Consider the following 20,787-nt stretch of genomic DNA (forward strand, 5'->3'; position numbering starts at 1 on the left):
TTCACCATCCTTACACGCCGCTGACGGCGGCCGGGCCGGACACCGCGGCCCGGCCCGGCCGCCCGGGTCAGCTCAGCGGTTCGATCCAGATGTTGCGGTACTGCACAGGGTTTCCGTGATCCTGCAGGCGGATCGACCCGGTCGCGGGTCCCTCCGGGATGTTCCCGCCGGTCGGGCCGGTGATGGCGACGTCGTCGTGCACGCGCACACCGTTCCAGACCACGGTGACGCGGGCGTTCTCGGTCTTGTTGCCCGCGCTGTCGTACCGGGCGGCACGGTACTCGATGTCGTAGCTCTGCCACGTCTCCGGCGGCGTCGCGGCGTTGACGTCGGGTGCCTTGCGCAGGTAGATGGCGCCGGCCTCGTTGGTGTCGAGGGTCGGGTCGCCGTACGAGTCCAGGACCTGGATCTCGTACCGTTCCTGCAGGTAGACGCCGCTGTTGCCGCGGTCCTGGCCGGTGACGTCCGGTGGGAGCAGCGGCACCTTGAACTCGGCGTGCAGCCGGAAGTCGCCGAACGCCTGCTTGGTACGCAGGTCGCCGTTGCGGACCTGCATCGCGCCGCCGTCCACCCGCAGCCAGCTCGCCATCCGACCGTCGGTGTGCTGCCACTCGGAGAGGTCGCCGCCGTCGAACAGCACCACCCGCTCCCCCGGCTTGCGCACCGAGACCAGGTCCAGGTTGACGTGGCCGGTGTCGGCGGCGTCCACCCGGTACTGGATCGCGTTGACGCCCCGGCGCAGGGTGAGGCGCTCGGTCTTGGTCGCCCACTCGTCCCAGGTGACCGTCGTCGGCAGTACGCTCTGGCGCACCTTGCGGCCGTTGACGTAGACGCTGACGGTCTTGTCACCCTGGAACGGGTTGGGCCCGTTGCTGTACCGGAGCCCCACCTCGTACTCGCCGGCCCGCGCCACGTCGACGTGGACGGTGGTGGAGGCGTTCAACGCGCCGTACCCGGCGACGAAGCCGACCCCGGAGTAGCCGCGGTGGTCGGTGGCGATCTGGGCGCCACCCTCCCGGTTGCCCTCCTCGGCCTCGTAGAAGACCTGATCCGGCTGCGGCCCGGGAATGTTGTTGAGCGTGTACCAGGCCTCCGTGCTCCACAGCTGCTCGCCGTTGGCGGCGGTGAACGGTCGCGGCGAACGCAGGTACACGACGCGGTCACGCTGAAGGCCGTCGACGGTCAGCGTTACCGTCTTGCGGTCCGCGGAGACCTTGACCGCGGTGACCTTCAGAGCCTCCTCGTCCACCTTCGGCCCGCCGTACGCGGGGGTCGGTGCGTACCGCCACTGCGAGATTTTGTAGCTCTTCGCGATGTTCTGGATCGTGGCTGTCGACAGTGGACGGGTGTACTCGATCGCGAAGCCGTCCCGGGTGGCGCTCATCGACTTCATGTCGAACGCGTTGGTACCGTTCGGCGTCAGCTTCTGCAGGCCGTGACCCAGCTTCCCGGGCTGGCCCCAGTTGCCGGTCGAGCCCAGGCCGCCGGCGTAGATGGCGCCGTCGGGCCCGATGCTGACCCGGTTGACGCCGGCCTCCAACCCCTGGGTGTGCCGGAACACGGCGCCCTGGTATTCGCCGTGCACCTTTTCGAGGTACGCCCGCTGCAGCCCGCCGTACGTCACGTCGCCGATGAGCAGCTGCCCGCGGAACGGTCCCTTCTTGAGCAGCACCGGCGTGCTCGGCGAGTTGGCGATATCGTTCTGCGGCAGCCACAGCACCGGCTTGGTGACCGGGTTCGCGTCGAACGGGCCGTCCGGATTGGTGTAGTGGTTGAAGAAGCGGTCCTGCTGGATGTGGACGAGCTTCGACGAGGGCAGCCAGCCGCCCTGGTTGTCGGTGACGAACAGGTCGCCGTCCGGGCCCCAGCCGATGCCGTTCGGCGTACGCAGGCCACCGGCCACATAGGACACCTTGCCGGTGCGGCGGTTGACCACGATGCTGGTGCCGCGGTTGCCGGCCGGCTGCGGGTCGGTCGTCGCGCCACCGAGGTTGATCGCGACCGACAGGTTGAGGTAGAAGTTGCCGCCCTTGTAGAGCAGGCCGAACGCGAACTCGTGGAAGTTGCCGCCGAACGGCCAGGTCGCCACCGTCCGGTACTCGTCGACCACCTCGTCGCCGTCGACGTCCCGCAGCTCGGTGAGCTCGTGTTTCTGCGACACGTAGATGGTGCCGTCGACCACCGCCAGGCCCATCGGTTCCTTCAGCCCGCTGGCGACCTTCTTGTACGTGACCCGCCCCGGGCCCGTCTCACCCGTCACGTTGTCCACTATGTACACTTCGCCGAGCACCTTGCCGCTGCCGCCCCAGGTGGCGACGACCAGCCGGCCGTCGGCGGTCCAGTCCAGCGCGGACACCTGCGGCTCGAAGCCGGCGGGGCGCAGGTCGGTCAGCGTATAGTTCGGGTGCACCGAATCCAGCGGGAGGCCGTCTCCCGGCTCGTCGGACACCCCTTGGCACGCCTTGTATCCCGGCGCCGTCACCCGCACGACACCGGCGTCCGTGCTCAGCGCCGAGGCGGGCACGACCGCGAAGCCGGTGGCGCCCGGCGGCTGCCACGACAGGGTGAGCTGCTGCCCGCCGCCGGCCTCGAAGTGCTCGATCCGCAGGGCGTGGTAGCCCTCGGTCAGCGTGACCGCGCCATCCTTCGACGTGGCGCCGTGCAGCCCGTCATGGTCGATCACCTGCGCCCCGTCGATGTAGAGCCGGGAGCCGTCGTCGCTGGTCAGCCGGAACGTGTACGCCCCAGCGGCCGGCACGTCGACATTGCCGATGACGTGGGTGAGAAAATTGTCTTCGAAGCCGAAGTCGGCCGCGCTGGTCCAGTCGACGACCGGCATCAGCTTGTCGACGTTCGGGGTCTGTCCGGGCTTGAGCGTGCAGATGGTGGAGAGCGGCACCCGCACGTCGTACGTGCGCAGCGTGACGCCCGGTTCCTGCGGTGGCAGGTCAGCGGCCTGGGCCGCGGCGGACGGCGTGGCTATGGCGGCCAATGGGACGAAGGCGGTCAGTGGGGCGAGGAGCGCGTGGCCGAGGAGCCTGGCCAGGCGTCTCGCTCGTGGGCGGCGAGTGGGCATTCCCTTCCTCCTTGGACAGTGCTGGTAGGAAACGCCGTCGAGACCCGCGCCGAGGGTGCCTGCCCGGGACGGAGGGATGATCCTCGATCATGGCGACACGAGACATCATCGACCACATTCGTCGACATCGCCAGACCTTTTGATCGCCAGATCTAAACTTTTACCTCAATCAGCAAAACCCTGCCGCCCACTACCCGCGCGCACCGCCGCGCACACCGCCGTGCCCCGCGCGCCGCCCCGCGCACCGCGCCGCGCCGCGCCGCGCCGATCAAGGGCAATCGCATCGATCAAGGGCAAATACACGCGAAAAAGAGATCCAACCACGTGCGTTCGCCCTTGATCGGCGCGCAGGGGGCGTGCCGACCCCCCGGGGTGTGAGCGGCGCGCGCCGCGCGCCCCGCCCGCCGCCCCCCGCGCGCCGCCGCGGCGCGCGGGGCGCGCCGATCAAGGGCAATCGCATGGATCAAGGGCGAATGCACGCGAAAAGAGATCCAACAGCGTGCATTCGCCCTTGATCGGCGGGTCGGGCGTGGCGACACGCCGTGCCGGGCCGGCCTGGGGGCGGACGCACGCCGAGAAAAGATCCAACCGCGTGCATTCGCCCTTGATCGGCGGGAGGCGGGCACGGCGGGGCGGGGCGGCGCGCGTGCGGGGCGGGGCGGGGCGGCGCGCGGGGCGGGGCGACGCGGCGCGCGGGGCGGGGCGGGGCGGCGCGCGGGGCGGGGCGGCGCGCGGGGCGGGGCGGGGCGGCGCGGGCGGGGGCGGGCGGGGCGGCGGGGAGCGTGAGTGGGTGCGGAGGGTGAGGCCGCGGGAGCAGCGGTATGGACCGCGGCGGACGTCGCGGTAGCTCGAAATCTCTTGGTCTGGAGGCTTCTACGAGCGGGTGAAGCTCCAGGAGTCGACCTCGAAGAGGTCGGCGCCGTCGGGGCCGGTGTAGGTGAAGTAGACGTCGTGCACGCCCGTGACGCCGCCGAGCGCGGCGGTCACCGACGTCCACTCGCCCACCGGCGCGTCGACGGGGATGGTCGCGACCACCGGGGCGGCGCGGTCGTCGAGGCGCAGCTGGATCTGTCCACCTTGGACGAGCGGGAGCACCTTGGCGGTGACGCCGCCGGCGCCGCGCCGGAAGTCGACCGACGCGAGCGAGGTCCAGTCGCCGTTGTCGACGTCGTGCACCACGAGGTTTGGCGCTCGCGCGCCGAACTCCTCCGAGGCGCCGGTGGTCTTCTTCGTCGCGATGCCCTGCTGCCACGCGACGGTCTCGGCCTCGATCACACGGTACGGGTTGACGTCGCGCACCTTGTCGACGCCGGCGTAAGAGCCGATCACCTCTTGGATCGTGCCGTCTTCGTTGAACGCCAGCTTGGCGATGTGCGGGCTGCGGAAGCCCTGGCCGGTGCCGCCCGTGGCGCGCGTGTTGAGCGTCTGGGCGTGGTAGGTGAAGTAGTATTCGCCCTTGAACTTGAAGACCGACTGGTGGTTGTTTCCGCCGACTCCAAAGTAGACACCCGGGTTGCGGAAGATCACGCCGGCGTACTTGTCGGGCGTCCACGGGCCCATCGGGTCGTCGGCCATGAGGTAGGCGATCGCCCCGGTCGGCGGGCCGTTGGGGTCGACCGGGCCGGAGAACCCGAAGTTCGTCGAGTACGAGTAGTAGTACTTGCCACGACGCTTGAACACGTGGCTGGCCTCGAACGTCAACGGCGCGTCGATGACCTCGGCCGAACCGACGGTGCTGATCATGTCGTCGCCGAGCCTGATCACGCGCGTGGACTTCGGGTGGTTCGTGTTTTCGTAGCTGCCCGAGCGGTCGTCGCCGCCACCACCGAAGTACAGGTAGCTCTGCCCGTCGTTGTCGATCAGCACACCCGGGTCGAAGAGCCAGTTCCGGCCGTTGGAGGCGCCCGGCGTCGCGCTGGTGATCAGGAGGCTGCCGCGCTCGTCGCGCCACGGGCCGAGCGGTGAGTCGCCGACGATGACGCCCGTGGAGCCGCCGTTGTTGGCGAAGTACAGGAAGAACTTCTCCTTGCCGTCGATGACCTTACGCGCCATCGCCGGAGCCCAGGACTGGTTGGCATACCGGGCGATCCCGTCTGGCCCGGCGACCGGGATCTCACCGTGGTCGACCCAGTTGACGAGGTCGTTGGAGGAGATGACGGTGATCGTGTTGATGCCACCGTAGGTGTTCGTCGGGGAGATCCCGTCGGGGCCCGGGTAGTAGACCTGGGTGTCGTTGGTCATGTAGAGGTACACCCGGCCGCCGTGGACGAACGCGTTGGCGTCGGCCCCGAACTTGTGCGAGATGATCGGGTTTCCCTCACCGGGGAGCTTGCCGAGCACCTCGAACGTCCGCGACCTCGTGTACTCCTCCAGCGCCACGTCGTCGACCGTGAAGTCCATGAGGTGCGCCTCGGGCGGGGTCGGCGTCGCCGTCCACTGTGTCTCGACGAAGATCCGCGCGGTGGTGACGTTTTGCGCCATGGGCACCGCGAACGTGCCCCGGATCAGCCCCCACTGCCCACGCGGCACCGTCACTGAGCCGAGATTGGTGTAGGACGAGCCGCCGTAGTGCATGGTGACGACGAAGTTCTTGGTCGCCGGGCTGGCCGGGTTCTCGTACTTCACGCGCGCCGATACCGTGTAGATTTTGCCGGCCTGCACCTTGCCGGACAGGTCCTGCATGGGGCCGGAGCTGGTGTTGGTCCGGTTCGTGACGAGCACGGCACCGGAGCCCGTGAAGGCGTCGGTCGTGGGCGACAGCGTGGCGCTGCCGGCCGTGTTGGAGAACCAGCCGGCGAGGCCGTCTTCGAACCCGCCGTTGACGACGAGGTTCGCGTCGGCCGCCCGCACCGGGGTGGTGACCAGTCCCGCGGCCAGCATGACGCCTGTCGCCACGAGCGCGACCCGGCGCCGCATCGTCATTCGCTCCACGAGCCAGCCCCTTACATCGACATCGGTCATCGCCCCGCAACGGTAGAGTACCCGGTCAGATCAGCGCCAGCCGGCGTGCCGCCACGGTCAGCTCCGCCGCGTCGACGGTGGCGGCGAACGCCAGGCGCAGGTACGCACCGGGAGGCTCGGCGGCGAAGAAGCGGCGGCCGGCTCCCACCGATACACCATGCTCGCGCGCGGTGGCCGCGACGCGCGCGTCGTCCGTGCCGGGCGGCAGCTCGACCCACAGGTGCAGCCCGCCGGCGGGCTGGCGGGTGATCGTCCAGTCTGGACGTTCGCGGGCGATCGCGGTGGCCAGGGCCTGGCTGCGCTCCCGCAACGAGGAGGCCAGCGCGCGCAGGTGCCGGTCCCAGGACGGGGAGCCGATCACGTCCAGCGCCGCCTCCTGCAACGGCCGGGCGACGAAGAAGTCATCGACGAGGCGTACCGCGCGGATCCGCTCCATCACCGGCCCGCGGGCGATGACGGCGCCGATGCGAAGGCTCGGCGCGGCGGGCTTGGTCAGCGACGTCAGGTAGACGACGGTGCCGTCCCGGTCGTCGGTGAGCAGCGGGCGCGGCACGGCCGCACCGTGACCGAGGCTGCGGGCGAAGTCGTCTTCGACAACGAACGCGCCGTAGGCCCGCGCGACGTCGATGACCTGGCTCCGGCGTTCCGGCGCCAGGACGGCGCCGGTGGGATTGTGGTAGGTGGGCTGGCAGTAGAGCACCCGGGCGCCGGTCATGGCGAACGCGTCGGCGAGCAGGTCCGGCCGCACGCCGTCCAGGTCGGTGGGGACCGGTGTGGGCCGCAGCCCGGCCGCGCGTGCGGCGGCGAGCGCGCCGGGATAGGTCGGCGACTCGACGAGTACCGGGCTGCCCGGGCCGGCGATCGCGCGAAACGTCATCGACAGCGCGCTCTGGCCGCCCGAGGTGATCAGCACGTCCTCGGCGGTGACGGCGCCCCGGGCGATACCGGCGAACGCGGCTCGCAGCTCGGGCAGCCCGCTGGCGGGGGCGCGATCCCAGGCGTCCGGGCGGCGGGCGGCCCGGGCCAGCGCGGCGCTCAGTGCCTTGGTCGGTTGCAGGGACCGGTCCAGGTAGCCGCCGTCGAGGGCGATCATCCCAGCGGGCGCCGGCCCGAGCGCGTCGACGACCGCCCGGGTGTCCACGGCGCGGTCGGTGAGCGCGACCGTCTGCCAGCCGGTGTCCGCGAGGTCGCTGGCGTTCCGGGTACGCGGAGCGACGTACGTGCCGCTCCCTGGCCGGGTGAGGATGGCGCCCTCGGCTGCCAGCAACGCCATCGCGCGCGCCACGGTGACCGGGCTGACCCGGTAGCGCGCGGTCAGATCGCGGCTGCTCGGCAGCCGGTCCCCCGGCGAGAGCCGGCCGATCAGCTCGCGCAGCGTGGCTGCGAGATCCGCAGAAGTGCTACTGTCAGACATGAGAGAACACGATAGCGCTATCGCGACCGCGCAGAAACCGCTACCGCTCGACGTAGCCGCGCTGCGAGCCGACACACCGGGCTGCGAGCGCGTCATCCACTTCAACAACGCCGGCTGCGGGCTGGTGGCGAAGCCGGTACTGGCGGCCGTGGTCGACCACCTGAACCTCGAAGCCACCATCGGAGGGTACGAGGCGTCCGCCGCTCGCGCCACGGAGGTTCGGGACTTCTACCTGCAGGTGGCGGCTCTGATCAACACCACGCCCGGCAACATCGCGTTCGCGGGCAGCGCCACCCACGCCTATGCCAACGCGCTGTCGGCGATCCCGTTCGAGCGGGACGACGTCATCCTCACCACCCGCGACGACTTCATCTCCAACCAGATCGCATTCCTGTCCCTGCGCAAGCGGTTCGGGGTACGCCTGGTCCACGCGCCCGACCTGCCCGGCGGCGGTGTCGACGTCGAGGCGATGGCCGCCCTGATGCGCCACCACCGCCCCCGGCTGGTGGCCGCCACCCACGTCCCGACCAACTCGGGCCTCGTCCAGCCGATCGCCGAGATCGGCCGGCACTGCCGCGAACTGGACCTGCTCTACCTCGTCGACGCCTGCCAGTCGGTCGGCCAGCTTCCGATCGACGTCGCCGAGATCGGCTGCGACCTGCTCGCCGCCACCTGCCGCAAGTTCCTGCGCGGCCCGCGCGCGACGGGCTTTCTCTACGTCTCCGACAGGGTCCTGCGCGCCGGGTACGAGCCGCTCTTCATCGACATGCACGGTGCCCGCTGGACGGGGACGGACCGGTACGAGCCCGTCGAGACGGCGGCGCGGTTCGAGGAGTGGGAGTTCCCGTACGCCGCCGTGCTCGGCAGCGCCGCCGCCGTGCGGTACGCCCGGCAGGTCGGGATCGACGCCATCTCCGCGCGCACCCCGGCGCTGGCAGCGCGGCTGCGCGGCCATCTGGAGCAGATCCCCGGTGTACGGGTGCTCGACCGCGGCCGGCAATTGGCCGGCCTGGTCACGTTCGCGATCGCGGGCTGGCAGCCGCAGCCGTTCAAGGCGGCCATGGACGCTCGCGGTGTCAACTCGGCGCTCAGCTTCCGCGAGTTCGCCCAGTTCGACTTCGCCGACAAGAATGTCGACTGGTGCCTGCGCCTGTCGCCGCACTACTACAACACCGAGGACGAGGTCGACCAGGTCGCCGCCGCGGTGAAGGAGCTCAGCGCGGGGTAGGGGCCGGGCTTGACGGGATACATCGATGTCGGTTAGACCGTTGGGGGCAACGCCTACCGGTCATAGGAGGACATCGTGGTCCCACGCCGCATCGCTGTCACCGTGCTCGCCGCCGGCCTGCTCCTCGGCGCCGCCGCGGCACCGGCACACGCCAGCGCGCCGCCGGAGGTGACGAAGGGACCGTGTGGCTACACGGAGACTCCGGACGAACCGGCGGCGCGCCCGGTCCCGCTGCCGCCCGATCCCCGGCACACACCCGACCGCGGCACGGTCACCACGACTCTGATCACCAACGTCGGTCTCATCCCGCTCACCCTCGACCGTGCCAAGGCGCCCTGCACCGTGCAAAGCTTCCTGCATCTGGTGCGGCACCGGTTCTACAACAAGACCATCTGTCACCGGCTCACCACCTACCCGACGCTGAAGGTGCTGCAGTGCGGCGACCCGTCGGGCACGGGCGAGGGCGGCCCGGGATACCGGTACAAGGACGAGTTGCCCACCGACCTGCCGCCGGCACCCACCGACCCGACCGGCGCGCGCAGGGTCTACGCCCGCGGCGTGCTCGCCATGGCCAACGCCGGGCCGGACACGAACGGCAGCCAGTTCTTCCTGGTCTTCGCCGACTCCGCACTCCGGCCGAACTACACGATCTTCGGCAGCGTGCGGCCACTGGGCCTGCGCACCCTCGACCGGATCGCCGCGGGTGGCGTGGCACCGACAGCCGAAGACCCAGCCCCAGTCGACGGCCCCCCAGCCATACGCACCGAGATCTGCCTAGCCCTCTAACCCTCCGCCCGGCGACGACGGCGACGGCGCGCCCCGCCCGCCGATCAAGGGCGAATACACGTGATTGGATCGCTAAACCGCGTGCATTCGCCCTTGATCGACGGGCTTGGCCTTGATCGACGAGGCTTGGGGCACGATCGACACCAGGACTGAGCTCTGAGCTACCGCGACGTCCGCCGTGCGCCAGACCGTTGCTCCCGCGGCCTCGCCCTCCGCGATCCACAATCAACCCCGGCCGCGTCGGTCTTGAGGGCGCGAAGGGTGAGGCCGCGGGAGCAACGGCATCGCCCGCGACGGACGTCGCGGCAGCTCAAATCCCTAGATCCTGGCGAAGTTGCCTGGTCGCGGGAACTCGACGAGTGCTGTCATCGACGGCAGATGGCGGCCGATGGTCGGCTCTAGATCAGCCGGGACGCGATCGCCCGCGGACTAATCACGGCGCTTGGCGAGGCAGACGGTGCCGTCGGGGCTTGCGAGTGACACGGGCTGATAGCCCTCGCTCTGGTAGAGGTCGATGTTTCGCAGGCTTTTGGCGCCGGTGCACAACAGGATGCGGCGGAAGTCTGCTCCGGCGGCGGCCTCGGCGGTGCGCAACAGCCAACGGCCCAGCCCGCGCCCCCGCAGGTCGGGCACGACAGCGAGCCGGCCCAGGTGCCAGTCGGTGCCGTCGGGACGGGTCCGGACCATTCCCAGCAGCCGGCCGTCGAGCCAGACGCCTATGGTGTGCCAGGTTCCGAGCCACTCACGCACCTGTTCCAGCGACTCGTGCAGGGCCGGTATGGCCATGGTGTCGTTGGCCAGTGCCTCATCCATCCAACAGCAGCGCTGCACCACGGTGACCTGCGCGGCGTCGTCCGGGGTCAGCCGCCTCGCGTAGGAGCCTGGGAGCGGACCGGATGACGTTTCGGGTCGCGCCCGCTCGCGCATCGGCCGCAGGGCGTGAGCGGCCCGGACCAGTTCGTCCAGCAGGGCGAGGCCCGCCGCGTCGCGGCCGGGGTCCGGCCGCAGCCGGCCCTCCCGCACCGAATCACCGATCCGGATGGCGACCGTGGCGCCCAAGGGGACCATGCGCAGCGTGGTTACCACCTGCTTGGTGTGCTGGACGGATCGGGTGCCGGCCGACGTGTTGCCGTAACTGACGAAGCCGATCGGCTTCCACGCCCACTCCCGGCCGAGGTAGTCCAGCGCGTTCTTCAGGGTCGCCGGCATCCCGTAGTTGTACTCCGGTGTGACGGCGATGAATCCGTCCGCGGCGTCGACGATCGCGCTCCACCGGCGGGTGTGCTCATGCCGGTAGACGCCCGAGGACGGATGGTCCTCCTCGTCGAGGAAGGGCAGGTTCAGCTCGCCCAGGGCCACCGGTACGACCTCGACGTCGAGCTCCGCCGCGCGGGGTGTGACCGTGTCGGTCAGCCACCGAGCCACGATGGGTCCGAGCGCGCCGGGGCGGGTGCTGCACGTCAGAGCGAGGACCCGAAGCGATTTCGTTGACATGGAAACGAAGCGTACATGCTAAGTTGTTTACATGTCAACGAAGCCGCCGGTAGAGGCCGTACCCTGGCTGAAGCCGGACGAGGAGCGGGCCTGGCGGGCCTTCCTGCGGATCATGGTCGCCGTCCAGGCCGGCACGGCACGCGACCTGGCCACGGTCGGCCTTTCCGAACCCGACTACGAGGTGCTCAGCACACTGTCCGAGCGTCCCGCGCACACCAGCACCCTTGGGGAGCAGGCCGACAAGATGGGCTGGTCACGCAGCCGCTTGTCCCGTCACGCGACCCGCATGGAAACGCGCGGTCTACTGCGGCGCGCGCCAGACCCGGCTGACGGCAGGGGTTGTCTCCTGGTCCTCACCGAGCAGGGCTTGGACGCCCTTGAGAACGCCGCACCCGCGCATGTCGAGTCGGTGCGGCACCACTTCATCGACCGGCTCACTCCGTCAGACCTCGCCGCGATCGAACGGATCGCCCGGAGGCTGGAACAACCGTGATCGGCTCGTCGGTCACCGTGCCGTCGGGCCGGCGGCGGGCGATGGGGGCCGGCTGGGCTCCCGGCGCCGTCGGCCCGTACGGGGTGACGACCATCCGGTCCGGCTTCACCTGTACCAGCAGGCAGTGTGGCTCGGCGGCCCAGGACAGCGTGCCGGCCTCGGCGAAGCGGTCCGGGGTTCGCTCGTCGAGCTTCGCGGCGGCGCCGGAGACCACGTACTGGAGATCGTCGGCCCGACCGTGCTGGAAGTTGTGCTCGTGGCCGTGCAGGAGCAGCCGGACGCCGTGACGCCGGTACAGCGGCACCAGCCGTTCCATCTGCTCCGGCATGCACGCGTGGGCGGGCCCAGCCGAGTACGCGGGGTGGTGGGAGAACGGCACCCGCCACGCCGCGTCACTGCCGGCGAGGGCCCGCTCCAGCCACCCGCGGTGCCCGGGCTCGTCGAACCAGTGCAGCCCCCGCTCGGCTCCCCACGTGGTGTCGACGCAGACAAGTTCCAGCAGCGCGCCGACCCGCAGCTGGTAGAACAGCCCCGGGTCGATCGACGCCCGCCCGACCTCCTGGCGCGGCGCGAACCGGATACGCAGATAGAGGTTGTCTTCGAGCTGTTCCCGGTCGTCGCTGGCCTCGGTGTCCGAGCTGTCGTGGTTGCCGGCGGTCGGATAGAACGGCAGGTGGTCGAACAGGTACCGGTACGGCTGGAAGAACGTGAGCCACCAGTCCTCGTCGAAGGCGCCGCTGGCGTCCTGGGGACCACCGGGCCCGTGGTAGATCGAGTCGCCGAGACCGACCACGAACCGGATGTCGACCGCGTCCGCCAGCCGCTGCATCGTGCGGGCGACCGCGATCTGCCGGGCCCCGTCGGCACCGGAGGCGATCCCGACGCCGAAGTCGCCGATGGCCAGGAACGTCACGGGGTCCGGATCGGAGCCGCCGGCGTGGGTCCGCAGCCGCTGGTCGGGCGGCCGCCAGGCGGCACCGAGGCTCCCCGACACCCAGTCGAACCGCTCCCCCGCGCCCCACGGCTCGCCGTCGACCAGTACCCGGTACCGGTACGTCGTCGCGGGCCGCAGCCCTTGTACCCAGGCGTGGTTGGCCTCGTCCGTGACCGTCCTGCCGACGATCGCCCCTTCGCCGTCGAGTACCTCCACGGCCGCCCGGCCGCGCGGCTCGGACCGGGCGCCGAACGTCTCCCCGCCGCGCTCGGCACGCCACCGGCCCGCGTGCTCACCCAGCCGGAAGCCGCCCCAAGCGATCAGCGCCGCGTCGTCGGTGACGTCGACGAGCTGCACGTACGGCTCGAAGTGGGCTTCCACCACCGCCCGGTACCCACGGGAGCGACCGGAGGAAACCTCATAGCGCGGCCGCGCGCCGGGCCGGCCCCGCCGCCGCGTACGCGACCAGCCCGCCCAGCGCGAGCAACACGGCTGTCACCGCCGCGGCCTCGCTGCCGGGCGCCTGCGACTGCCACGTCAGGATCTGCCCGTAGACCCGTTCCGGCAGGGGGAACACGATCGCGGCCAGCGTCCAGCCCAGCGGCAGGAACCACGAGCGGGCGGCGCCGATCGTGGCCGCGCCCAGGGCTGTCAGCCCCAGCAGGCCGGCCGCGTCGCGGATCACCACCTCGGCCGGGCCGAACCGGGTGCCGGTGAGCAGGGTCGCCAGCAGCGGCACGAGTACCACGGCCGAGGCCGCCAGCAGGTGTGCGGCACGCCGCCTCGGCCAGGGCAGCGCCGCGGTGCGCTCCAGGGCGTCGTCGGGGCCGCCGAGGGTGGCCGTGACCGCCGCGACCATCAGCAGGACGGTCAGGATGACCATCGGTACGCCCACGTCGCGGCTGTTCGAGAACACCGTCCACAGTGACCACATCACCGCCGCGCAGCCGCCGGTCGCGGCCAGCGCCGCTGGTACCCGCCGGGAGCGCGCGTACAGCCGTAGCCACCTCATCGGGCGCTCCTGCTCAGCAGCCCGTCGAGGTCTTCGCAGGCCAGGGCGGCACGCCGCACCGCCGCGACGCGGGCCGCCGCCTCGCTCTCGGGCAGGCTCCGCAGGCCCCGCCACAGCGTCACGGCCTCGGCGTTGACCTCGGCCTCCTCGTCGGCGTACTCGGCCACCGGCTCCCGGCCCATCAGCCAGTACCCGGCCGCACGCGCCACCGGCGTGCTGCTCGCGCCGACGCAGCCGTGCGTGTTCGCGCCCGCCGCGTACAACATCGCGGGCAGCACGGTGGCCTTGTGCGCGAGGTGGCCGTACTTGTCGACCCGGACATTGACCAGCACGACGTCGGCCCGCCTCGGCGGCGACGTATCGGGATAGTAGGTGGTGGTGTCCTCGTGCACGGTCGTCGGCGGGTCCGGCAGCTTCGCCAGCATCGCCAGGGCCTGCTCGGCCAGCGGGGTCACTTCGGGCAGCAGCCCGGCGTGCACCCGGCTGACGCACACTCGGGGAGCGTTGTCGGCGCACACCAGCTCCTGCGCGACCGGGTCGACCGGGTGCGCGACGAACTCGTCGTCGCGCGGAATGAGCACGATCGCCACCACGGCGCCGAGCACCGCCGGCAGCAGCGCCGCCACCCGGCCGCGCCAGCCGCCGGAGGCGAGCAGGAGCGCGGCGGTGCCGGCGAGCGCGGCCAGCCAGACCGCCTGAGCGGCGCTGACCCGCCCGTACACCGTCTGGTAGTCGGTGTACTGGCCCATGCCGTACATCGGTGAGAACACCAGGGACAGCCACTCCCGTTGACCGGCGCTGAGGGCCATCAGCAGTCCGATGCCGGCCACGGCCAGCGCGGGGGCGGTCACCGGAGACGGCAGCAGGCGCCCGATCGCCAGCCCGAGCCAGGCCGCCGCGACCATCGCCAGTCCCCCGACGGCCGCGATGACGAAGGCGGTCGCCGGCAGGTAACCGGCCGTGCCGATGATCCACGGCACGCCCACCGCGATCATCGCCAGGTAGGCGCACACGACCGCGACGCCCATCGCGCCGAGGGTCGGCATCATCCGCTGAGCTCGCGGTCGCGCGGTGCTCGCGAACAGCTCGGCCACCTTGGACCGGTGCTCACGGCGGGCCTGCCAGGCTCCGGCCGCCAGCGCCAGCGGCCACAGCAGCACCAGGTACTCCCGTTGCGCCATGGCCAGCGACATCCACCCGGTGGACCACCGTTGCGGTGCGGCGTAGAGCAGGACGGCACCGGCCAGTACGAGGATGAGTACGGCTCCCACAGCGGCGGAACGGCGCAGTTCGATACCCAGGATGCGCCTCACTTGCCCGCCTCCGCCCGGTGCCGGCGCAGCAGCGCCGAGTATCCCCGCTCCGCGGGGCTGTCGCCGGCGTCGCCGGCGCCGCCCTCCGCGATCAGGCTGTCGGGCGTGCCCTGGTGCACCAGCCGACCCTCGTTGACCAGTACGACGTCGGTGCAGGCGGCCACCACGTCCTCCACCAGGTGCGTGGAGACCAGCACGCAACTGTCGACGCCGATGTCACGCAGCAGCTCGCGGAAGTCGAGGCGCTGCTCGGGATCGAGACCGACGGTGGGCTCGTCGAGCAGCAGCACCTCCGGGTCGTTGACGATCGCCTGCGCGATGCCGGCGCGGCGCAGCATGCCACCGGACAGCGTCTTCATCCGCGCACCGGCCTTGGCGGTGAGCCCCACCCGGTCGATCGCCCGCTGCACCGCGCCCGGCACCATCGTCTTGGGCATCTCCTTGAGCCACGCCATGTACTCGACGAACTCGCGCACCGTGAACCGCGGGTAGAACCCGAACTGCTGCGGCAGGTATCCCAGCCCACGCCGCACCCGGCGCAGGTCGGCGCGGCCGTCGACCGACTCGCCGAGCAGGGTCAGCCGCCCACCGGCCGGCTTCACGACCGTGGCCAGCGCCCGCATCAGCGTGGTCTTGCCGGCGCCGTTCGGGCCGAGCAGGCCGTGGACGCCCACGCCGAGAGCCAGGTCGAGCCCGTCGACGGCCAGGTGCCGTCCGGCGCGTACCCGCAACCCCTCGGCCTGTACCGCCCAGGGATATGTGGTGGGGGCCGTCTCGGCCGCGCTCACCATGCGCATCATCGATTCCTCCAAGAGACTCATGAATGGCTGGACAGTCGCCGGAAGCTGTCGGCGCGCGCGCCGATGAACCCGGCCAGCGCGACGGTGGCCAGCGCCCACACGCCGGCACTGCCCGGGCGCAGAACCACGGGCAGGCCAGCGGTGACCAGGCTGGGCAGCACCACGGCCAGCACCCACACCGCGACGAGCCCGACCGCGGCGCGGCGTACGCCCACGAGCGCGCCCAGCGCGATGGTCGCCGCGGTGAACGCCAGGCACGGCAGCAGCACCAGCGCCAGCGACAAGCCCGTGCCGGCACCCGCGAGAACGAGCGCCGGGACGACCACGGCCAGCACGGCCACAGTGCGCCGCAGCAGCATCGTCAGGCCGGCGGCCGGCGTACCGGCGATCAGCTCCCAGGCCGGATCCTGGCGCCGGCTCCAGGCGACCGCCACCCCGGGCAGCGGCGCCACCGGCGCGAGCAGCAGCACCAGCGAGGGCAGGCCGGGTCGCACCGACTCCAGCAGGACCGCGCAGCCCAGTACCACCACCGTCATGGTCAGCCACGGCAGCAGCGCCCACACCAGCCACCGGCGCCGCACCGCCGACCACGGCCGGTGCGGGCGGACCGGTGCGGGCCCGGCGGCGATGCCGCGGTCCAGATCGGCGGCGACCCGATCGAGCAGCGTCCGGGTGTCGCCCGTGGTGCTACCGGCCAACCGGGCGCGGCAGTCCGCGCACGTCTCCAGATGCACCTCGACCGACCAGACCGTGGCCTCGTCGAGCCCCGGCCCCCCGTCGGCGTAGCGGGCGATCACGGCAAGGTTCGGATGCGTCGTCACGACAGCGCCTCCCGCAGAACGATCCGAGCACGACGCGCGCGGGACTTCACCGTGCCTTCGGGCACACCCAGCAGCAGTGACGTCTCCCGAACCGAGAACCCGTCGAGCACCAGCGCCCTCAGCACCTGCCGCAACTCCGGCGGCAGCACCAGCAGCGCCTGCTCCAACTCCTGACCGACCCGCCCGGCCATCACCTCATCTTCGGCGGCCGGCGCCGTCGCGGCCTCCATCGGCACCGGCGGCGCCTGCGCCTGCCGGGCCCGCCGGCGAAAGGCGTCCACCAGACGGTTGGCGGCGATCGTCCACAACCAGCCAACGGCACTGCCCTTGGCGGCACTGCCAGCGAAGCTACCCGCCGCCCGCCAGACCGCCAGATACGTTTCCTGCAACACGTCGGCGACCACTTCGGCGTCGGCACACCGCCGCCGCAGCCGCACCGCCAGCCACGGCGACGTCCGCCGATACAACTCGTCGAACGCGCGCCGGTCGCCACCAGCGGTGCGGCGCACGAGTTCCTCCTCGTCGACCGCGTCCAGGCTTCGTCTCACACCAGAAAAGACGACCCCCACCCCTCACCCGGTTCTCCAGCACATGTGACCCCGGTCACCCCTCCCCCTTCCGCCCACTCCCGGCTGTCCCGGCACTCCCGTCGCTCCCGGCACTCCGGTCGCTCCCGCCGCTCCGGCGCTCCCGGCACTGCCGTCGATCAAGGGCAAAGGCACGTGGTTCGATCTCTTTCCGCGTGTATTCGCCCTTGATCGATGCGACTTCCCTTGATCGACGGCGAGGACGGAACCTACGCCGCGCCGCGCGGAGCGCGAGCCCACCCGCGGCCAGGCGCGAGCGGAAGACGGCGTTCTTGCGGCATCCGGAGCCCTCAGCGCTTCCCGCAATTTCGAGCTACCGCGACGCTCGTCGCGGGCAGGACCGTCGCTCCCGCGGCCTCACCCGCCGCGGTTCACAACCCGGCTCAGATCGCCGACGACGAGCATCAACTGGAGGGGCAGTTCCTTGTCTTGGTGGCCAACCTCCGCGACGATCCCGCGGGCACCGACCTGCCAGACGTCGACTTCGAAGAACCACCCTGCCAGATACTCGAACAGCGCACTGCCCGGCTCGTCTGGTGGGTTATCGTCGAAGTACGGTCGCAGATCCTTCCGCTGTGGCACTCCATAGTGGACGGAGATGGCTTGCGCCAGCCTGGCACGGTCGGCTTCGAATTCGGCGAGCACCGGACCGAAGACCTCGTCGCGGGTCTCGTCGTCCCAGAAGTCCTGACTCACGCGCAAATCAACGTGATGCGGCTCCGGCGCACTCCCACCGCCGGTTTCAAAAGGCTTCAGCAGCAGCTCGTCCAGCGTGGCGATCCATTCATTCACCCCGGCGACACTAGCTCAGGGGCGCGCGGTCGGCGGCGGCGAGGCGGGCCGCCTCGCGCTCAGCGCTCGCGTTCGGTGTGCCCGCACGGGAACCCGCCAGCTTCGCCCGGACGTGCTCCGCGACCGTGATCGGGGCGTACCGCGCCGGCTCGCCCTCGGCCAGGCAGGTGGGCAGCGTGGCGATGACGGCGTCGATGTTGCCATCGTGGAAGTACGCCGCCGAGCGCCGCCGCCGGATCGTACCGTCCACAATGGGCGGCTTCACACGGTGCAGTGTTGACAGCCAGCGTTCGTTGGTCCAGCGGGCGGTAAGGTCGCCGAGATTGACCAGCAGCGCGCTCTCGTCGGGGCACACGTCGTGCCACACGCCGCGAGTGTCGAGCACCTGCAGCCCGGCGATCCGATCGGCCCACAGCACGGTCACGATGCCGTAATCGGTGTGCTCTCCCATCCCGATGAGGTCGCCGTGGCCGGTGTAAGTATCGGGTGGCAACGCGTAATTGTTCATCCGCAATACGTCAAGCGAATGGTCCGTGAACGCGTCGAAGAAACCCGCCGGCAGCCCCAGCGCGTCGGCGAAGACCCGGGTCAGCGTGCGGGCGACCCGCTGGGCCTCGGCGAAGTAGGCACCGACCTGGCTGGCGAAGGCGTCGAGCTCAGACGGCCAGACGTTGTCGGCGTAGTCGGTTTCCGGCAGTGTCAGATGTGGATACGTGCGCGCCGGTACGCCGACGTTGAACGCCTCGAAGTAGTCATTCATGCGGGCCGCCGACTCCACACCCAGGCTCAGGCTCAGCGACTCGGCCTTCGGCGGGGTGTAGCCGCGGTTGATCGCGGGCGGGCAGCGGTACCCGTTCTTGACCTCCAACGGCAGGCCGAAGAACCCGTCGATCGCGCTCGCGAGCCCGGCGGTCACGTGCTCCGGCACGCCGTGGCCGCGGATCTGGAAGAAGCCGACCGTGCGGCACGCCTCGTCGATCTGCGCCGCGACCCGCGTGCGAGCCACATCGTCCCCGCCCCGCACGTACGGCCCGATATCCACGCTCGGCACCACAAACGACCGCTCCACCATGACCTCAGCGTAACCCTCCATGATCACCGCGTCGCGAATATAACCCCTGGATTATCGGTCACCCTGCGAAGCCGGCGTTGTTCCGCCACCCGCCAGCCTCAATGCTGGACCTGAGCGGCACATCGACGAGGCAGGGAGACCGATGAACGACATGCGGGCCATCGCGGATCGGGTCGAGATCGAGGCGTTGCGCGCGGAGGTCACCGACGCGGTGATGATGCGCGACTACGACCGCGTCGCATCACTGTTCACCCCGGACGGCGCCATCCGGTGGCCGCACATCAGCAAGGAGTTCGTCGGCCGGGAGGAGATCCGCGCCGGCATCGAGTGGGGGCAGGGACTCTGGGAGTTCTTCGTGCAGCACGCCCACCCGGGCATCATCCGGCTTGACGGCGACACCGCTGCCGGCCGCGCCTACATCCAGGAGTTCGGGCGGATGCACGACGGTAGGTCGCACCTGAACTATGCCCTTTACCACGACCGATACCAGCGCACCGCCGACAGCTGGAGGTTCAGCGAGCGAGTCTATGAGGTCAGGTACTTCGACTCCACCGCGCTGGCCGGCTCGGCGCCCTCCGCCACAAGTTAGGCGATCGGCGTGTCGTGCCGGCGTGTCGTACTTCGGGGCGGTGATCTTCGCACGGATGTACGAGAATTGATGTGTGCGAGAGGCGTTGGAGCAGCTGAGGGAGATCGCCGGGCAGTGTGCCGGCGCCCCGGTGTGGTCGCTGCCCGACGCCGACCTCGTCTGCGCTGTGCGCGCGGTCCATGACGCGGAGCAGATGCTGGCGGCGGTCAAGCTGCATCTGGTGCGGGAGATCGACGGCCGGAGCCTGCCCATCGCGCAGGAGGCGGCCAGCACCGCTGTGTGGTTGCGCGCACGTCTACAGGTGAGCATCAATACCGCACGCCGGATGGTTGATTTGGCGCGGGTGCTGGATGAGCGGCCGGTGCTGGATGCCGCGTTGTCGAGCGCGGCGGTCAACGTCGAGCAGGCGCAGGTGGTTGCCAAGGCGGTCCATGACCTGGCTGGCGAGGTGTCGCCGGATGTGGTGGATCTGGCCGAGAAGACCCTGATCGCAGAGCACGCCGACCAGGAACCGGCCGTGTTGCGAAAGCTCGCCGACCGGATCCTGGCGTATGTGGCGCCAGAGGTGGCCGAAGACGCCGACCGGCGGACGGCGGAGCGGGATGAGAAGCGGGCTGAGCAGACGCGGGCGTTCACGTTGACCAACAACGGTGATGGCCGTTTCCGGGTCACCGGCTGGCTCGACGCCGAAGCTGCCGCGATCGTCGACGCCGCGTTGGATCCGCTGTGCAAGCCTGACCTTGACCGCACACCGGCCCAGCGGCGGGCCGACGCCCTCGTGGAAATCTGCCGACTCGCCCTGCGCACCGAACAACTGCCGGACAACGGCGGTGACCGGCCACAGATCGCCCTCACCGTGCCGTATGACGTGGTCCGTAAGCAACTGAGCCACGGGCAGCTCGACACCGGGGAGCGGCTCACGGCGCAGCAGGTGCGGCGGCTGGCCTGCGACGCTCGCATCCTGCCGGTGGTGCTCGGTGGTGACGGGCAGATCCTCGACGTCGGGCAGTCACGGCGACTGTTCACCGGGCCGCTGCGGCGGGCGCTGGTCGTCAGGGATGGCGGATGTGCGTTTCCGGGGTGCGACCGGCCGCCACAGTGGTGCGACGCGCACCATATTCGGCATTGGGCAGACGGTGGACCGACCAGCCTCGGCAACGGTGTGCTCCTGTGTGGACATCATCATCGGCTCAACCACCGTGGGGAGTGGCAGGTGCGGATGGCCGGCGACGGCAGACCCGAGTTTATTCCACCAGCCTATGTGGACAGTGAGCGTAAGCCCCGTCGCAATGTCTACCACCGGCGGACGTAGGAGCACGTGGGGGCGCGGAGGGTTAGGCCGCGGGAGCTACGGTCTTGCGCGCGACGGACGTCGCGGTAGCTCGAAAGCTCTGTAAATCTCAGCGTTCGGGTTC

17 protein-coding genes are annotated in these 20,787 nt (G+C 70.7%); 5 read left to right on the top strand and 12 right to left on the bottom strand.

Translation table 11 applies throughout. The annotated features are described in order from the left end of the window. Positions 1-67 precede the first annotated feature (67 nt). The 3 genes from QMG73_RS07915 to QMG73_RS07925 form a co-directional block, all read right to left on the bottom strand. On the bottom strand, positions 68-3,076 hold the full coding sequence (locus tag QMG73_RS07915; RefSeq protein WP_281893452.1) for a family 16 glycoside hydrolase: 3,009 nt from the start codon (positions 3,074-3,076) through the stop codon (positions 68-70). Positions 3,077-3,949: 873 nt separating this feature from the next. Continuing rightward, a complete protein-coding gene (locus QMG73_RS07920; protein ID WP_281893453.1) occupies positions 3,950-6,037 on the bottom strand; it encodes a family 43 glycosylhydrolase in 2,088 nt (695 codons plus the stop codon). Positions 6,038-6,062: 25 nt separating this feature from the next. Next, positions 6,063-7,451, bottom strand: coding sequence for an aminotransferase-like domain-containing protein (locus QMG73_RS07925; protein WP_281893454.1), 1,389 nt, complete (start codon positions 7,449-7,451; stop codon positions 6,063-6,065). Between QMG73_RS07925 and QMG73_RS07930 the strand changes: the two genes are divergently transcribed. Beyond that, positions 7,450-8,679, top strand: coding sequence for an aminotransferase class V-fold PLP-dependent enzyme (locus tag QMG73_RS07930; RefSeq protein WP_281893456.1), 1,230 nt, complete (start codon positions 7,450-7,452; stop codon positions 8,677-8,679). The two genes, QMG73_RS07925 and QMG73_RS07930, sit on opposite strands and share 2 nt — an antisense overlap. A gap of 75 nt (positions 8,680-8,754) precedes the next feature. Next, positions 8,755-9,465 (top strand): peptidylprolyl isomerase, encoded by a 711-nt coding sequence (locus tag QMG73_RS07935; protein WP_281893457.1) that lies wholly within the window; start codon positions 8,755-8,757, stop codon positions 9,463-9,465. Between the two features lie 429 nt (positions 9,466-9,894). On the opposite strand, the gene QMG73_RS07940 is transcribed toward QMG73_RS07935, so the two are convergent. After that, the gene (locus QMG73_RS07940; protein WP_281893458.1) at positions 9,895-10,959 is read right to left on the bottom strand and encodes a bifunctional NAD(P)H-dependent oxidoreductase/GNAT family N-acetyltransferase; all 1,065 of its coding nucleotides are present in this window, start codon (positions 10,957-10,959) and stop codon (positions 9,895-9,897) included. A gap of 31 nt (positions 10,960-10,990) precedes the next feature. Here QMG73_RS07940 and QMG73_RS07945 point away from each other — a divergent pair, with 31 nt between their 5' ends. Continuing rightward, on the top strand, positions 10,991-11,452 hold the full coding sequence (locus QMG73_RS07945) for a MarR family winged helix-turn-helix transcriptional regulator (RefSeq protein ID WP_281893460.1): 462 nt from the start codon (positions 10,991-10,993) through the stop codon (positions 11,450-11,452). On the opposite strand, the gene QMG73_RS07950 is transcribed toward QMG73_RS07945, so the two are convergent. From QMG73_RS07950 to QMG73_RS07985, 8 genes are all read right to left on the bottom strand, one after another. Beyond that, positions 11,394-12,770: a metallophosphoesterase gene (locus tag QMG73_RS07950; RefSeq protein ID WP_281893461.1), complete on the bottom strand. Its 1,377-nt coding sequence runs from the start codon at positions 12,768-12,770 to the stop codon at positions 11,394-11,396. The two genes, QMG73_RS07945 and QMG73_RS07950, sit on opposite strands and share 59 nt — an antisense overlap. A gap of 34 nt (positions 12,771-12,804) precedes the next feature. Beyond that, positions 12,805-13,398, bottom strand: coding sequence for a hypothetical protein (locus tag QMG73_RS07955; protein WP_281893462.1), 594 nt, complete (start codon positions 13,396-13,398; stop codon positions 12,805-12,807). Then, positions 13,395-14,711 carry an MFS transporter gene (locus QMG73_RS07960; protein WP_281893463.1) on the bottom strand — a complete coding sequence of 439 codons (1,317 nt, stop codon included), beginning with the start codon at positions 14,709-14,711 and terminating at the stop codon, positions 13,395-13,397. The genes QMG73_RS07955 and QMG73_RS07960 overlap by 4 nt, the downstream gene beginning before the upstream one ends. Beyond that, complete coding sequence (locus tag QMG73_RS07965; protein WP_281894356.1) at positions 14,708-15,508, bottom strand: ATP-binding cassette domain-containing protein; 801 nt, start codon at positions 15,506-15,508, stop codon at positions 14,708-14,710. Before QMG73_RS07965 ends, QMG73_RS07960 begins: the two co-directional genes overlap by 4 nt. Before the next feature lie 20 nt (positions 15,509-15,528). Next, positions 15,529-16,332 carry a cupin domain-containing protein gene (locus tag QMG73_RS07970; RefSeq protein WP_281893464.1) on the bottom strand — a complete coding sequence of 268 codons (804 nt, stop codon included), beginning with the start codon at positions 16,330-16,332 and terminating at the stop codon, positions 15,529-15,531. Next, on the bottom strand, positions 16,329-16,880 hold the full coding sequence (locus QMG73_RS07975) for an RNA polymerase sigma factor (protein WP_281893466.1): 552 nt from the start codon (positions 16,878-16,880) through the stop codon (positions 16,329-16,331). The genes QMG73_RS07970 and QMG73_RS07975 overlap by 4 nt, the downstream gene beginning before the upstream one ends. Positions 16,881-17,276: 396 nt before the next feature. Next, the gene (locus QMG73_RS07980) at positions 17,277-17,711 is read right to left on the bottom strand and encodes a hypothetical protein (RefSeq protein ID WP_281893468.1); all 435 of its coding nucleotides are present in this window, start codon (positions 17,709-17,711) and stop codon (positions 17,277-17,279) included. 10 nt (positions 17,712-17,721) lie between these two features. After that, positions 17,722-18,783 carry an isopenicillin N synthase family dioxygenase gene (locus tag QMG73_RS07985; protein ID WP_281893469.1) on the bottom strand — a complete coding sequence of 354 codons (1,062 nt, stop codon included), beginning with the start codon at positions 18,781-18,783 and terminating at the stop codon, positions 17,722-17,724. Between the two features lie 142 nt (positions 18,784-18,925). On the opposite strand from QMG73_RS07985, the gene QMG73_RS07990 reads away from it, so the two are divergent. Both QMG73_RS07990 and QMG73_RS07995 read left to right on the top strand, forming a co-directional pair. Then, positions 18,926-19,372, top strand: coding sequence for a nuclear transport factor 2 family protein (locus QMG73_RS07990; RefSeq protein WP_281893471.1), 447 nt, complete (start codon positions 18,926-18,928; stop codon positions 19,370-19,372). A 73-nt stretch (positions 19,373-19,445) separates the two neighbouring features. Next, complete coding sequence (locus tag QMG73_RS07995) at positions 19,446-20,684, top strand: HNH endonuclease signature motif containing protein (RefSeq protein ID WP_281893472.1); 1,239 nt, start codon at positions 19,446-19,448, stop codon at positions 20,682-20,684. Positions 20,685-20,787: the final 103 nt, after the last annotated feature.

It is taken from the genome of Phytohabitans aurantiacus (assembly GCF_027923225.1).
In the GTDB taxonomy this organism is placed as follows: domain Bacteria; phylum Actinomycetota; class Actinomycetes; order Mycobacteriales; family Micromonosporaceae; genus Phytohabitans; species Phytohabitans aurantiacus.